This window comes from Streptomyces sp. S.PB5 (assembly GCF_030403745.1).
Lineage (GTDB): Bacteria > Actinomycetota > Actinomycetes > Streptomycetales > Streptomycetaceae > Streptomyces.
Window position 1 is genome coordinate 193925 of the sequence record NZ_JAQMWP010000003.1, and the last position, 13576, is coordinate 207500.

Annotated in this window: 13 protein-coding genes; 2 read left to right on the forward strand and 11 right to left on the reverse strand. The window is 71.5% G+C overall.

What is annotated here, in order from left to right; translation table 11 throughout:
- The first annotated feature begins 101 nt into the window (after positions 1 to 101).
- A complete protein-coding gene (locus PH203_RS09735) occupies positions 102 to 1058 on the forward strand; it encodes a superoxide dismutase (RefSeq protein WP_289918663.1) in 957 nt (318 codons plus the stop codon).
- Positions 1059 to 1118: 60 nt separating this feature from the next.
- Here the strand turns inward: PH203_RS09735 and PH203_RS09740 are convergent, their stop codons facing one another.
- From PH203_RS09740 to PH203_RS09775, 8 genes are all read right to left on the reverse strand, one after another.
- Entirely contained in the window at positions 1119 to 2138 is a 1020-nt protein-coding gene (locus PH203_RS09740) for a PAC2 family protein (protein WP_289918664.1), read from the reverse strand.
- Positions 2139 to 2387: 249 nt separating this feature from the next.
- Positions 2388 to 3059, reverse strand: coding sequence for a FadR/GntR family transcriptional regulator (locus tag PH203_RS09745; RefSeq protein ID WP_289918667.1), 672 nt, complete (start codon positions 3057 to 3059; stop codon positions 2388 to 2390).
- Positions 3060 to 3193: 134 nt separating this feature from the next.
- Positions 3194 to 4489: an amidohydrolase gene (locus tag PH203_RS09750; protein ID WP_289918668.1), complete on the reverse strand. Its 1296-nt coding sequence runs from the start codon at positions 4487 to 4489 to the stop codon at positions 3194 to 3196.
- On the reverse strand, positions 4486 to 5238 hold the full coding sequence (locus PH203_RS09755) for a nucleoside phosphorylase (RefSeq protein ID WP_289918670.1): 753 nt from the start codon (positions 5236 to 5238) through the stop codon (positions 4486 to 4488). Before PH203_RS09755 ends, PH203_RS09750 begins: the two co-directional genes overlap by 4 nt.
- A complete protein-coding gene (locus PH203_RS09760; protein ID WP_289918672.1) occupies positions 5235 to 6101 on the reverse strand; it encodes an ABC transporter permease in 867 nt (288 codons plus the stop codon). The genes PH203_RS09755 and PH203_RS09760 overlap by 4 nt, the downstream gene beginning before the upstream one ends.
- Entirely contained in the window at positions 6101 to 7141 is a 1041-nt protein-coding gene (locus PH203_RS09765; RefSeq protein ID WP_289918674.1) for an ABC transporter permease, read from the reverse strand. Before PH203_RS09765 ends, PH203_RS09760 begins: the two co-directional genes overlap by 1 nt.
- A 1-nt stretch (position 7142) precedes the next feature.
- Positions 7143 to 8717 carry an ABC transporter ATP-binding protein gene (locus PH203_RS09770; protein WP_289918676.1) on the reverse strand — a complete coding sequence of 525 codons (1575 nt, stop codon included), beginning with the start codon at positions 8715 to 8717 and terminating at the stop codon, positions 7143 to 7145.
- Complete coding sequence (locus PH203_RS09775) at positions 8698 to 9747, reverse strand: BMP family ABC transporter substrate-binding protein (RefSeq protein ID WP_289918678.1); 1050 nt, start codon at positions 9745 to 9747, stop codon at positions 8698 to 8700. The genes PH203_RS09770 and PH203_RS09775 overlap by 20 nt, the downstream gene beginning before the upstream one ends.
- A gap of 298 nt (positions 9748 to 10045) precedes the next feature.
- On the opposite strand from PH203_RS09775, the gene mtnA reads away from it, so the two are divergent.
- A complete protein-coding gene (mtnA, locus tag PH203_RS09780) occupies positions 10046 to 11077 on the forward strand; it encodes an S-methyl-5-thioribose-1-phosphate isomerase (RefSeq protein ID WP_289918680.1) in 1032 nt (343 codons plus the stop codon).
- Positions 11078 to 11161: 84 nt separating this feature from the next.
- On the opposite strand, the gene mtnB is transcribed toward mtnA, so the two are convergent.
- The 3 genes from mtnB to PH203_RS09795 are packed head-to-tail and all read right to left on the reverse strand — an operon-like array spanning position 11162 to position 13088.
- The gene (mtnB, locus tag PH203_RS09785) at positions 11162 to 11770 is read right to left on the reverse strand and encodes a methylthioribulose 1-phosphate dehydratase (RefSeq protein WP_289918681.1); all 609 of its coding nucleotides are present in this window, start codon (positions 11768 to 11770) and stop codon (positions 11162 to 11164) included.
- Positions 11767 to 12492 carry an acireductone synthase gene (gene mtnC, locus PH203_RS09790; RefSeq protein WP_289918682.1) on the reverse strand — a complete coding sequence of 242 codons (726 nt, stop codon included), beginning with the start codon at positions 12490 to 12492 and terminating at the stop codon, positions 11767 to 11769. The genes mtnB and mtnC overlap by 4 nt, the downstream gene beginning before the upstream one ends.
- Positions 12489 to 13088 carry a cupin domain-containing protein gene (locus tag PH203_RS09795; RefSeq protein ID WP_289918683.1) on the reverse strand — a complete coding sequence of 200 codons (600 nt, stop codon included), beginning with the start codon at positions 13086 to 13088 and terminating at the stop codon, positions 12489 to 12491. The genes mtnC and PH203_RS09795 overlap by 4 nt, the downstream gene beginning before the upstream one ends.
- Positions 13089 to 13576: the final 488 nt, after the last annotated feature.

Genomic DNA, 13576 nt, shown 5'->3' on the forward strand with positions numbered 1-13576 from the left:
CCGGCCAAAGACTGCGGAGGCGGCAGTCGTGTGATGAGGTGGCAGACGTCTGTTGACCGTTCGGCCGGCCACCCGCCGGCCCCTTGGCAGAAGGACGCACAGTGGCACCCACAGACCGTTCCTTCGCACGTCGAAGACTGCTCACCGCGACCGCGGCGCTGACGGGAGCAGCGCTGCTCGGCGGTACGGCCCACGCGGCCGGGACGCCGAAAGCCGCCTGGCCTGACCAGTTCCCGCTGCCCGACGGCTTCCAGCCCGAGGGCATCACCATCGGCACCGGACCCTTCGCCTACTTCGGGTCGTTGGACAACGGCGACATCTACCGGGCCCACCTCGCCACCGGCCGCGGCTCCGTCATCAGCAAGGGCCCGGGCGCCGGGCACCAGACCGTCGGCCTGAAGATCGACCGGCCCGGCCGACGGCTCTTCCTCGCCGGCGGCAGCAGCGGCGAGATCCGCACGGTGGACGCCCGCACCGGCGAGATCGAGAAGGTGTACGCCACCGGCGGCACCTTCGTGAACGACGTGATCCTCACCCCGGGCGCCGCCTGGTTCACCGACTCCTTCAAGCCCCAGCTCTACCGGCTGACCCTCGACAAGCACGGATGTCCGGGCACGGTGGAGACCGTCCCGCTGACCGGTGACTGGATCCAGGGCGACGACTTCACCGCCAACGGCATCGAGCGCACCCCCGACGGCCGCGCCCTGCTCGTGGTGAACGCCTTCGCGAACGGCGGCACCCTGGAGCGGGTCGACCCGCGCACCGGCGCCGCGGCCGCCGTCGACCTCGGCGCGTCCAGAATCCCCAACGGCGACGGCTTGTTGCTGCTCGGCAGGACCCTCTACGTGGTCCAGCAGGCGCAGAACGCCGTGGACGTCTTCCGGCTGAACGCGGCCGGCACCAAGGGCACGGCGATCACCCGGATCACCGACCCGCGCTTCCGCATCCCGACCACGGCCGCGGCCTGGGGCGACCGGATCTATCTGCCCAACGCCCGCTTCGACGTGGAGCCGACGCCCACCACGGAGTACGACGTGGTGGCGGTACCGCAGGTGTGATCACCGGCTCCGTATGACGACGAGGGCGGTGCGCGCGACGCGCACCGCCCTCACCCGGTCTCACTCCTCCGACGACTCCTCGTCGCCCGCGCCATCAGCGCCGTCCGTGCTGTCCGCGCCGCTGGTGCCGCCCGCCTTCGGCGGCTTCGGCGGCCGCACCCGGCCGCTGGGGTTGTCCCGCAGATACGACGTACTGTCGCCGCCCTCGGTCGCGTGCCCGCCCGGCGGGGTCGGACCGCCGCCGTCCCGTCTGCGCAGATACCGCTCGAACTCCCGGGCGATCGCCTCACCCGACGCCTCCGGCAGCTCGGCCGTGTCCCGGGCCTCCTCCAGCGTCTGGACGTACTCGGCGACCTCGCTGTCCTCGGCGGCCAGCTGGTCCACGCCCACCTGCCAGGCGCGCGCGTCCTCGGGCAGCTCGCCCAGCGGGATACGCACGTCGATCAGGTCCTCGAGCCGGTTCAGCAGGGCCAGCGTCGCCTTCGGGTTCGGCGGCTGCGACACGTAGTGCGGCACGGCCGCCCACAGGCTGACCGCCGGTACGCCCGCGTGCGTGCACGCCTCCTGGAGGACGCCGACGATGCCCGTGGGGCCCTCGTACTTGGTCTCCTCCAGGTCCATGCGCTGGGCCAGGTCCGAATCGGACGTGGTCCCGCTGATCGGGACCGGACGTGTGTGCGGGGTGTCGCCGAGCAGGGCGCCCAGGATCACGACCAGCTCCACGCCCAGCTCATGGGCGAAGCCGAGCAACTCGTTGCAGAACGACCGCCAGCGCATGGAGGGTTCGATACCTCGGACCAGTACGAGATCACGCGGTTTGTCGCCGCCGACGCGGACCACCGAGAGGCGGGTCGTCGGCCATGTGATCTTCCGTACTCCGGCATCCATCCACACCGTGGGGCGGTTCACCTGGAAGTCGTAGTAGTCCTCGGCGTCCAGCGCCGCGAACACCTCGCCCTTCCACTCCCTGTCCAGATGCGCGACCGCGGTGGAGGCGGCGTCGCCGGCATCGTTCCAGCCCTCGAACGCGGCCACCATGACCGGGTCGATCAGCTCGGGAACCCCCTCGAGCTCGATCACCCAGTGCCTCCTTCCGACGTGCCCTCACGTACGCCCCAACCTTACGGCGTCGGGCCGGGGCGTCCGCAGCCCCCTTGCACGGGGGAGTGAACGCATCACTGCCCCATTAGCCACCCCGGAACACCCCCCATTCCTCGGATCTGTACCGGATCACCCGGCACACCTGTCGCCCACCGGAGCGAGTGACCCGGGTAGACGTCGGATGACCGGGAGACGTCCGATGACCAGTGCGGTTGTTCCCTCACGGACTCACAGTGAGGCCCGCAGCCACTGCTCCACGCTCGCGATGTGCACCGTCGCCCAGGACCGCGCCGCCTCCGCGTCCCGGTCCCGCAGCGCGGCGAGGATCATGCGGTGCTCGTGGAGGGTGCGGCTGACCGCGTCCTCCTGGGTCAGACCGCGCCAGATCCGCGCCCGGGTCGTCGGGCCCGACAGGCCGTCGAGGAGGGAGCACAGGACCGAGTTGCCGGAGCTCTGGACGATGCCCCGGTGGAATTCCAGGTCGCAGGCGACCAGCTCCTCCACCGAGGGATCGGAGCCCAGCTTGTCCAACTGTGCGGACAGCGCGTCCAGTTGCTGTTCGCTGATCCGCAGCGCCGCCATCGAGGTCGCGGCCGGCTCCAGGATGCGGCGCACGGCGAGGAACTCCAGGACGGTGTCGTCGCGGTGGAAGTCCACGACGAAGTTCAGTGCCTCGAGGAGGAGTTGGGGGTCGAGACTCGTCACGTACGTGCCGTCGCCCTGCCGCACGTCCAGGATCCGGATCAGCGACAGGGCGCGCACCGCCTCCCGCAGGGAGTTGCGGGACAGCCCGAGCTCGGCGGCGAGCTCGCTCTCCTTGGGGAGCCGGTCGCCGGGGCGCAGGGCGCCGGAGACGATCATGCCCTTGATCTTCTCGATCGCCTCGTCGGTGACTGCCATGGCCGGCCTCCCTGTGGTTCCCGCATGCCTGTCAAAGACATCCGATGTCTTACGCCATTATGGAGGCCGACTGCCCGGACGGGAGGCCAAACGCCCCGCTCAGGCACGGGCTGCCCGCCAGATAGGTGCTTCTGTCAGACCAGCGCTTCCAGGTCGGCGATCGCGGCCCGCTCGTCCAGTGTCGTCAGCACCCGGTCCCGCATCAGCACCCGCCCGTCCACGACGGTGTCCCGCACATCCGCCGAGTGCGCCGCGTACGCCAGCGTCGACCACGGGTCGTGCAGCGGCCGCAGATGCGGTGCGTCGAGGTCGAGCACGATCAGGTCGGCCCGCTTCCCGGCCTCCAGCGAACCCAGCTGCTCCCCGAGCCCCAGCGCCCGCGCACCCTCGATCGTCGCCATCCGCACGGCCTGCCCGGCACCGACCGCCGTGGGGTCACCGCCCGCCTTGTGCACCAGCGCCGCCTGCCGCACGGCGCCCAGCACGTCCAGCGTGTTGGAGCTGACGGCTCCGTCCGTGCCGAGCCCGACTCTCACCCCGGCGCCCAGCAGCCGCGGCACCGGCGCGATCCCGCAGCCCAGCTTCAGGTTCGACACCGGGCAGTGGGCCACCGACGTGCCCGTGCGGGCCAGCGCCGCGATCTCCGGGCCGGTCAGGTCCACGGCGTGCGCGAGCAGCACGTCCGGGCCGAGCAGACCGAGCGAGTCGAGCAACTCCACCGGGCGCTTGCCGTACTTGACCTCGACGGTGGCGACCTCGGTCGCGTTCTCGGACGCGTGGATGTGGATCAGTGCCCCGAACTCCCGGGCCAGCGCGAAGATCCCGGTCAGCTGGCCGGGGCTCAGGGTGTAGGTGGAGTGCGCGAACACGACCGGCCGGGCGCCGGGGCGGGCCGCGCCCCTGGCCTGAAGGTCACCGCGCGCCCACTCCAGCCGGTCCTCGTAGGCGATGGCGTCCGGCGGCTCCGGTACGTCCATGAAGGTCGGCCCGGTGTGCAGTCGCCAGCCCGCCTCCCGTGCCGCCTGCTCGGCCGCCTCGTGGAACCAGTACATGTCGAGCGCCGAGGTCACCCCCGCCCGTACGCTCTCGGCGACCGCCAGCCGCACCGCCGCCGCCACGTTCTTCGGCGTCAGCAGCTCGGCCTCCGCCGGCAGCACCCGCTCCAGGAAGCCCTGGAGGGTGACGTCGTCGGCGCGACCGCGCAGCAGGGTCATCGCCAGGTGGGTGTGCGCGTTGACCAGTCCGGGCAGCACGAGACAGCCGGACGCGTCGATCGACTCGGCGGCCGTGAAGCGCGTGCACAGCTCCTCGGCGGGACCCACGGCGACGATCTCGCCCTCGTGGACGGCAACGGCGCCGTCCTGTACGACACTTCCCTCGTCGTCCACGGTCAGTACGTCGCCGCCGTGGACCAGCAGATCGATGCTCACGCCCGGTACCCCTCCGCCAGCAGCCGCAGCGCCTCCAGCGACACCACCGCACCCCGCTCGACACCCTCCGCGACGACATCGCGATGCGGGTCGTAGACGCTGGCGCCCTCGTCGTCCACCAGCTCGTCCGCGTTCGCCCCGTCGATGACGAGCACGCCACCCGCGACGAGCCCGCGCAGGGACGCCGTGACCAGCAGCGCGGAGAGCTCCATCTCGATGGCGGCGAGGCCGGCACCGGCGTAGGAGAAGAGCGGGAGGAGACCCGGCTGGAAGGCGGCCCGGGTCCAGACGAGGCCGCGGTGGTGCGGGGCGCCGGTCTCGCGGGCCGCGCGCTGGAGCGCGATGACCGCCTCGGGGGAGGCGACGGCCGGGTACTCCGGCGGCAGCAGCTGCTGGGTGACGCCGTCGTCGCGCACGGCCGCCTCGGCGATGACGAGGTCGCCGTCGCCTATGCCGGGCTTCATCGCGCCCGCCGTGCCGAACCGCAGGATCGTGCGCACCCCCGCGTCCGCGAGCTCCTGGAACAGCAGGATCGCGCCCGGAGCGCCGACCCCGTGCGAGGCGACGACGACCGGCAGGCCCTTCCAACTGCCGCTGAACACACGGTATTCGCGGTGGTACGACACCTCCTCGGCACCGTCGAGCAGCGCGGCGACGGCCGCGGCGCGCGCCGGGTCGCCGACGACGACCGCGTGGGCCGGCAGGCCGGTGCGGGGTATGCGGGTGATGGGCAGCAGGTCCTGCGTCATGAGGCGGCTCCGGTGGACGGGCGGACACGGCGACGACGTGCCGTGGTGAGGAAGAGGGCGCCGAGCGTGACGACGTACGGCGCGGCGTCGGTCGCCTGCTGCGGCAGACCGAGGCCCTGGAGACGGAATCCGGCGGCCTCGGCGAGGCCGAAGAGCAGCGCGGCGAGCAGCACGCCGAGCGGCAGGGCGCGCCCGAGCATCACCGCGACCACGGCGATCCAGCCGCGGCCCGCGGTCATGTTCTCGGTGAACAACGTGACGTTGCCGAGGGCGAGTTGGGCGCCCGCGAGACCGCACAGCACACCTGAGACCAGCACGGCCGCGTACTTGTACTTCACCGGGCTCACACCGAGCGTGGCCGCCGCGTCCGGTGCCTCGCCGACCCCGCGCAGCCGCAGTCCCCACACGTGCCGGGACAGCAGCACGGCGGCCACCGCGACCGCCGCCCACGACAGATAGGCGAGCGGGCTGAGGCCGCCGATCAGCGGCAGTCCGGCGAGGGACGGGTCGTCGAAGGTGCCCTGCACACCGAAGACCGTACGGAGCAGGAAGCTGGTCAGGCCGACGGCCAGCAGGTTCATCGCGATGCCGAGAACCACCGCGTCCCCGCGCAGCGTCACGGTCCCCACGGCCAGGATCAGCGAGTACGCCGCCGCCGCGAGGGCCGCCGCCAGGACGCCGAGCCACGGGCTGCCGGTGAACCAGCTCGTCGCCACCGCCGTGAAGCAGCCCATCAGCATCATGCCTTCGAGGCCGATGTTGAAGACGCCCGCGCGCTCGCAGATCGCACCCCCGAGCGCGGCCAGCAGGATCGGGGTCAGCGCGCGCAGCGCCGACATCAGGAGATCGGAGTCGAAGAACATCACACCGCCTCCTTGCGACGGTCGAACCACCGGCGGGGCAGGGCCAGTCGGGCCGCGAGGAACACGATCACGATGGCCTGGAGCACCTGCGTCAGCTCGCGCGGCACCTCGGTCGTACGCTCCATCGCGAGCCCGCCGACCGAGAGCACCGCGAAGAAGAACGACGCGATCACGGTACCGAGCGGGGCCGCTGCCGCCAGCAGCGCGGCAGTGAGTCCCGTCCAGGTGTAGCCCGGTGCGGTCAGCGAGCCGTCGACGAAGCGGTACGGGAAGCTCAACACGCCGATGGCGCCCACGAGTCCGGCGATCGCCCCGGACACGGACATCAACTTCAGCGTCAGACCCCGGCGTTCGACGCCCGCGTACGCGGAGAAGCGGGCATTGAGACCGGTCATGCGTATCTCGTACCCGACCGCGGTCCGCTTGTCCGTGAACCAGTAGGCGGCCGCCGCGAGTACGACCAGAACCAGTCCGAGGGTGACCGTGGAGTCACCGAACGCGGGCAGCGCCACCCCTTCGGGCAGCGCCCGCGTCTGCGGCAGGCTGGAGCCCGGCTCCTTGAGCGGGTAGCGCGCCAGATAGGAGGCGAGCGACACCGCCGGGTAGCTCAGCAGCAGACTGCTGACCAGCAGCGGGACACCGAAGTGGTTCTCGCACAGGGCGGCCAGGACGGCGTAGGCGGCGCCCGCCGCCATGCCCGCGAGCAGGGCGAGTACGGCGGTGAGGGGCGTCGGCAGCGGCGAGTACAGGCCGGTCACGGCGGCGGTGATGCCGCCGAGGACCATCTGGCCGTCGCCGCCGAGGTTGATGAGCCCGGCGCGCAGCGGGATCGCCAGCGCGAGGGCCATGCCGAGCACGCTGGTCCCGGTGGTGAGCGTGGCGCCGATGCCGTCGGCGCCGAGGGAGCCGGTGAGGACCGCCTCGTACGCCGCGACCGGGTCCGCGCCGGTGCCGACCAGGAAGAGCGCGCCGATGAGGACGCCCGCGAGCACGGAGAAGGTGATGGGGGAGCGCAGGGCTCCGGATATCCGGTTGTTCATGTCAGTCGACGGCCTCCACCGGGACGGCGGCTCCGGGGGAGGCGGCTCCCGGAGTGGTGCCGCCCGCCATCGCGAGGCCCAGGGTCCGTTCGTCCGCCTCGTTCTTGTCGTACGACGCCGTGATCCGGCCCTCGTACATGACCAGCACCCGGTCGGCCAGGCCGCGGATCTCGCTCAGCTCGGCCGAGACGAGGACGACGGCGTGACCGGCGTCGCGGTAGGCGATCAGCTGGTCGTGGATGTTCTGGACGGCGCCGATGTCGACACCGCGCGTGGGCTGCTCGACGAGCAGCAGCGGGGCGTCGTGGGCGAGTTCGCGGCCGATCAGCAGCTTCTGGAGGTTGCCGCCGGACAGCGCGGTGGCGGGGGCCTCGGGGGCCGGTGCCTTGATGCCGAACCGCTCGACGATCCGCGCGGCGTGCGCCCGGACCGACGCCGGCGGCAGCAGGCCGCGGGACGACAGCGTCGTACGGTGGTGGCCCATCGCCAGGTTGTCGGCGACGGACGCCGCAGGTGCCGTACCCACCGCGTGCCGGTCCTCGGGGACGTATGCCAGGCCCTTGAGGCGGCGTTCGGTGGCCGAGGCGTGGGTGATGTCGCCGCCTCGCAGGGTGACGCGCCCGGCGGTCGTCTCCCGCAGCCCGGCCAGGGCCTCGACGAGCTGGCTCTGGCCGTTGCCGGCGACGCCCGCGATGCCGACGATCTCGCCCGCGCGGACGGTGAGTCCGGCCTCGTGCACTCCGTCGGTCGCGAGGCCGGCGACGTCCAGGACCACGTCACCGGGCGTGCCGGGCTCGTGGACGCGGTCCAGTTCGACCGCGCGGCCGGTCATCGCGGCCGCGATCTCGTCGGCGGAGGTCTCCGCGGTGACGAGACGGGCGACGACCTTGCCGTCCCGCAGGACGGTCACACGGTCGCTGCCCTCCAGGACCTCGCGGAGTTTGTGCGTGACGAGGATGACCGTACGGCCCTGTGCGGCCAGCGACTTGAGGACCGCGAACAGGGCGTCCGCCTCGGCCGGGGTGAGCACCGCCGTCGGCTCGTCGAGGATGAGTGTGCGGGCGCCGCGGTGCAGCAGCTTGAGGATCTCGACGCGCTGGCGCAGGCCCACGGGCAGGTCGCCGACCCGGGCGTCCGGGTCGACGGCCAGGCCGTGCTCCTCGGCGAGTTCCCGCACCCGGCGGCGGGCCGCGGCCCGGTCCACCAGGCCGAAGCGGCGCGGCTCGGCGGCGTAGACGATGTTCTCGGCGACCGTGAGGGAGTCGAACAGCTTGAAACTCTGGTGGACCATGCCGAGCCCGGCGGCCATCGCGTCGCCCGGGCTGGCGAACCCGGATCCGACGGCACGGCCGTCGATGCGGATCGAGCCCGCGTCGGCGCGCTCCATGCCGTACAGGACCGACATCAGCGTGGACTTGCCCGCGCCGTTCTCGCCCATCAGGGCGTGGATCTCGCCGTGGCGGACGGTCAGGTCGACGGAGTCGTTGGCGAGCGTGCCGGGGAACCGCTTGGTGATTCCCCGGAGTTCGACAGCGAAGCCCTCGGCGCCCTCGGCGTCAGCTCGCGGCGGGGTCATCGACCGTCAGCTTCCCGGACACGATCTGGTCGCGCAGTTCCTTGACCTTCGCGAGGACGTCCGTGTGGTCGGCGATGACGCACTTCGACGTCTCGACGCCGTCCTCCAGGCCGGTCAGGCTGATGCCGCCCTCCTTCAGGCCGTAGGAGACGGTGCCGGTCCTGCCGGCCAGGACCGACTCGATGCCCTTCTCCACGGCGACGTCGGTGCGCTTGATCACGTTGTCGACGACCGTGCCGGGCGCCGAGACGCACTGGTTGACGTCGACGCCGTACGCGTAGGCGCCCTTGGCCTTCGCGGCCTCGAAGACGCCGTAGTTGCCGGCCGCGGCAGCCGCCATGATCTGGTCGTAGCCCTTGGAGAGCAGGGTGTTCGCCTGCTCCTTGGCGCGGGCCGAGTCGTCGAAGGGGGACTGGCCGCCGACGAAGCGCGTGGACGTCTCCGTCCTGGCGGCGACCGCCTTGGCGCCGGCCGCGAACGGGTCGCTGTAGCGGCGGAACTGGGGCGTGTCGAGGACGTCGACCGCGCCGACCTTGCCGGACTCGCTGAGCAGACCGGCCTCGGCGCCCGCGAGGTAGACGCCCTCGTGCTCCCGGAAGACCGCGCAACTGACGTTCTCGAAGGTCTTCGTGGTGCAGGCGTCGACGATCAGGAACTGCTGCTTCGGGTTCTTCTCCGCCTGCTGGGCGACGATGTCGGCGAACTCGAAGCCGACCAGCACGATGACGTCCGGCTTCGCGTCGACCGCGGCCTGGACGTTCTGCTGCTGGGAGGCGGTGTCCGTGGACTCGTAGACCTTCTGCGAGGCGTCGTGCTGCTTCGCCGCGTCCTTGACGCCGCTGACAGCGAGCTTGAGGAACTCGTTCTGGCCGACGGCGTCGGGTGTGACGAGCGTGAAGGACTTGCCGCTGCCGCCGCTCGCGCCGTCGGAGGCGTCGTCCTTGGCGGCGGCGTTGCAGGCGGTGGCCGCGGTGACCATGAGCGCGGTGGCGGCGGCGACCTGGAGGGTACGACGGGATCTGCGGAGCATCGGGAGGGCCTTCCGGATACGGCGATGCGCGCTCCGCCGGGAGCGCGTGAGGATGGATGAGGGCGAGGGGGACGCTTCCGGGACGGGTCAGCGTCGACAGCCGTCGCCGGCACACCGGCCGAAGTCGAGGAAGCGGCGCTTGGTCAGCAGCACGGGCTTTCCTCCTTCGTCTCGGTCTGCGGACTGATCGCTGGACAGTAGCATCCGCTTCCGGACACCTGCTCGACTGTCTCGAACTGTGGTTCGCGCAGGTCATGTACGGTGGCGGAGACCACCGGAACATCAGGAGTGTCCCGATATGCCCCAGGAATTGCGCGCGGTCGAGTGGACCGGGGAGAGCCTCGCCCTCATCGACCAGACACTGCTGCCGCAGCGCACCGAGACGATGGATGTCCGCGATGTGGACACCTTGGTCGACGCGATCCAGCGCCTCGTGGTGCGTGGCGCGCCGGCGATCGGCGCGGCGGGCGCGTACGGCGTCGCGCTCGCGCTGATCGAGGGGGAGCGCGAGGGCTGGTCGCTGGACGAGGTGCGCGCGGCCGTCGCCCGGGTCCGTGAGGCCCGCCCCACCGCCGTCAACCTCATGGTGTGCGTGGACCGCGTCATGACCCGCTTCGACGAGGGCCTCGACGCGGTCCTCGAAGAGGCCGGCGCCGTCCAGCGTGAGGACGTCGAGGCGAACCGGGCGATGGGTGCCTTCGGCGCCGACTGGCTCCTCGAACTCGTCGGCGAGGACCGGCCGTTGCGCATCCTGACCCACTGCAACACCGGCGCCCTCGCGACGGCCGGCTGGGGTACCGCACTCGGCGTCATCCGCGAACTCCACGCGCGTGGACGCCTTGAGGTCGTCTACGCCGACGAGACGCGCCCCCTGCTCCAGGGATCCCGGCTCACCGCCTGGGAGTTGGCCCAGGAAGGCATCCCGCACTACGTCCAGGCGGACGGAGCCGCGGCCGGGACCATCCTGCGCGGCGAGGTCGACGCGGCGATAGTCGGCGCGGACCGGATCGCCGCGAACGGTGACACGGCGAACAAGGTCGGCACGGTGGGGGTCGCGCTGGCGTGCGCCGACGCGGGCATCCCGTTCCTGGTGGCGGCGCCCACGACGACCGTGGACCTGTCGACCAAGACCGGCGACGAGATCCACATCGAACTCCGCGGCGAGGACGAGGTGCTGGAGTGGGGCGGGGTACGGACGGCGCCCGCCGGGTCGCGCGGTCACAACCCCGCGTTCGATGTGACGCCGGGCCGCCTGGTGACGGGGCTGGTGACGGAGCGGGGTGTGCTGGAGGTGTCGGCCGGTCAACTGCCGGGCGACCACCTTCAGTAGAGCCTGCGGTACGCAGAAGAAGGGGACCCCCGAGCTCGGGGGTCCCCTTCTTCTGCGTGCGGCTCAGCTTCTTCTTCGTGCGGCTCAGCGCTGCGACAGCTCCAACTCCAGCAGCCACTCCACGACTTCGGTGTGGTGCCGGGCCTGACGCGGGTCGGCGCCCCACACGTACAGGCCGTGTCCCGCGACCACCACGGCCGGCATCCGCGGATCCCGCGCGGCCTCCAGACGGTCCCCGAGCACCTTCATGTCCTGGCTGTTGGCGATGACCGGCAGCGTCACCTCGACGTCGTGGGCGGGCTGCCCGACGCCCTTCAGCATCTCCAGGTCCTTGAACACGATCCCGCCGGGCTCCCGCCGTCCCATCGCCACGGAGGCCACCGTGTGCACATGCACCACGGCCCCCGCACCGGTCAGCGCGGCGACCCGCGCGTGCAGCTCGGCCTCCGCGGACGGCCTGCCGCCCCGCACGGCGGCGCCCTGGCCGTCCACCAACACCACGTCGGCAGGCGTCAGTTCACCCTTGTCATGGCCGCTCGCGGTCACCGCGAGCCGCAGCGGATCCCGGGTGAGGACCACGGACAGATTCCCGGAGGTGCCCCGCATCCAGCCGAAGCCGGCGAAGCGGGCGGACTCGGCGGCGAGGACCGCCCCCGCCTCCTCCAGGTCGAGTTCGGTGATCTCGGCGGTCATGCGGTACTCCCGGTGGTGCTGATGGTGATCTCGTCGAACGCCCCCGCCTCGGCGTGGTCGCCTACGCCCTGCTCGTAGTACGGCTCCCCGGGCCGCCGGATGCCGACCGCGTGCCAGCCGGCCGCGCGGGCCGCGTCCAGCTCGCCGGGGCGGTCGGAGAGGAAGAGGAGCCGTGCCGGCCCGATGCCGGCCGACTCCGCGATACGGCGGTACGACTCCGGCTCCTGCTTGGGGCCCGCGTTCTCGGTGTCGTACAGACCGGAGACGAGTGAAGTGAGGTCGCCCTCCGGGCTGTTGGTGAACCAGGCCCGCTGGGCGGCCACCGAGCCGGACGAGTAGACGTACAGGCCGGTGCCGGCCGCGTGCCATGTGCGCAGCCGCGGTACGACGTCGTCGTAGAAGTGCGAGACCAGGTCGCCGCGCGCGAAGCCCTCGGACCAGATGATGCCCTGGAGCGTCTTGAGCGGCGTCGCCTTGATGTCGTCGTCGAGCCAGGCGTTCAGGGCCTTCTCGACGGCCGCCGCGTCGGCGTCCGGGTCGCCGAGCTCTACGCGGACCTGGGCGACCGCACGGGCCACGTCCGGATCGTCGCCCCGCTCGGCGAGCAGCGTCCCGAAACGCGAGCGCGAGTAGGGGTAGAGCACGTCGACGACGAAGCCCGTGGCGCTCGTGGTGCCCTCGATGTCGAGCACCACGGCGTCCACGTCGCACAGCAGGCTCATGCGGAGGCCTTGTCCGCCTCGTAGCCCGCCGCGATCGTGTCGTAGTCCGGGAAGCGGGAGGCGATCGTCGAGCCGGTGAAGTTGCCGATCCAGCCGTCCTCCTCGTGGAAGAAGCGGATCGCGGTGAAGGAGGGGCTGGTGCCCATGTCGAACCAGTGGGTGGTGCCGCGTGGCACGCCCAGCAGGTCGCCCTTCTCACAGAAGACCGCGTGCACCTCGCCGTTCACGTGCAGGTAGAAGATGCCGGAGCCGGAGACGAAGAAGCGGACCTCGTCATCGTCGTCGTGCGTGTGCTCCTGGAGGAACTTCTCCCGCGCGGCCTTCGCCTTCGCGGGGAACCCCGGGTCGTCGCTGGGGTGCAGACCGAGGACGTCGACGGTGGTGAAGCCCTCCTCGGCGTTCAGCTTCTCGATCTCCGGGCCGTACGCGGCGAACACCGTGTCGCTGTCGGCGTCGAAGGGCACGTCCTCGCGGATCGGCCACTGCTCGTAGCGCACACCGAGCGGCAGAAGCGCCTCGGCGATCTCGGCGGGGTCCGAGGTGCGGCGGACCTGCGTCTCGGGGCCGGACTCGGACCAGGTGGTCAGCAGCGTCATGGGAACAACTCCAGGAGTCTGGAAGGAAAGTCCGGATACCGAGACAAGCACCGGACGGGCGGGGAGGAAGAGGGACGGCGGCGAAACGCGGCGGGACAGTCGGTCAGCCGCGACACAGCGCGCGACAACAGCGGCGCATGCAGGGCATACGCATCGCTTTCGCGCGGGGTGTCGTCATCGGGGCCTCACTGTGCCGGGTCGGGTGCCGGTCCCGCGATCGTAACCCGCCATGTCCGGTCAACCGGGTGTGACGTACTCGTCGTCTCACGTGCTGAGAAACCGCTTCCGTTCCTTTGACGTATGGCTGAAATCGTTCTCATGATCTGCGTATGAAGACGCTGCTGCTCGTGCGGCGGCTGTACGTGGACCTGCTCCGGACGACCACCGCCAGCTGTCGCTGACCCCACCCGGAGCCCCGCCCTGCCCTTTTCGGCGGTGGCGCATTCCCTTTCTGCTCGCGCTCCGGGCCCGGCACCCCCTTCATCCGC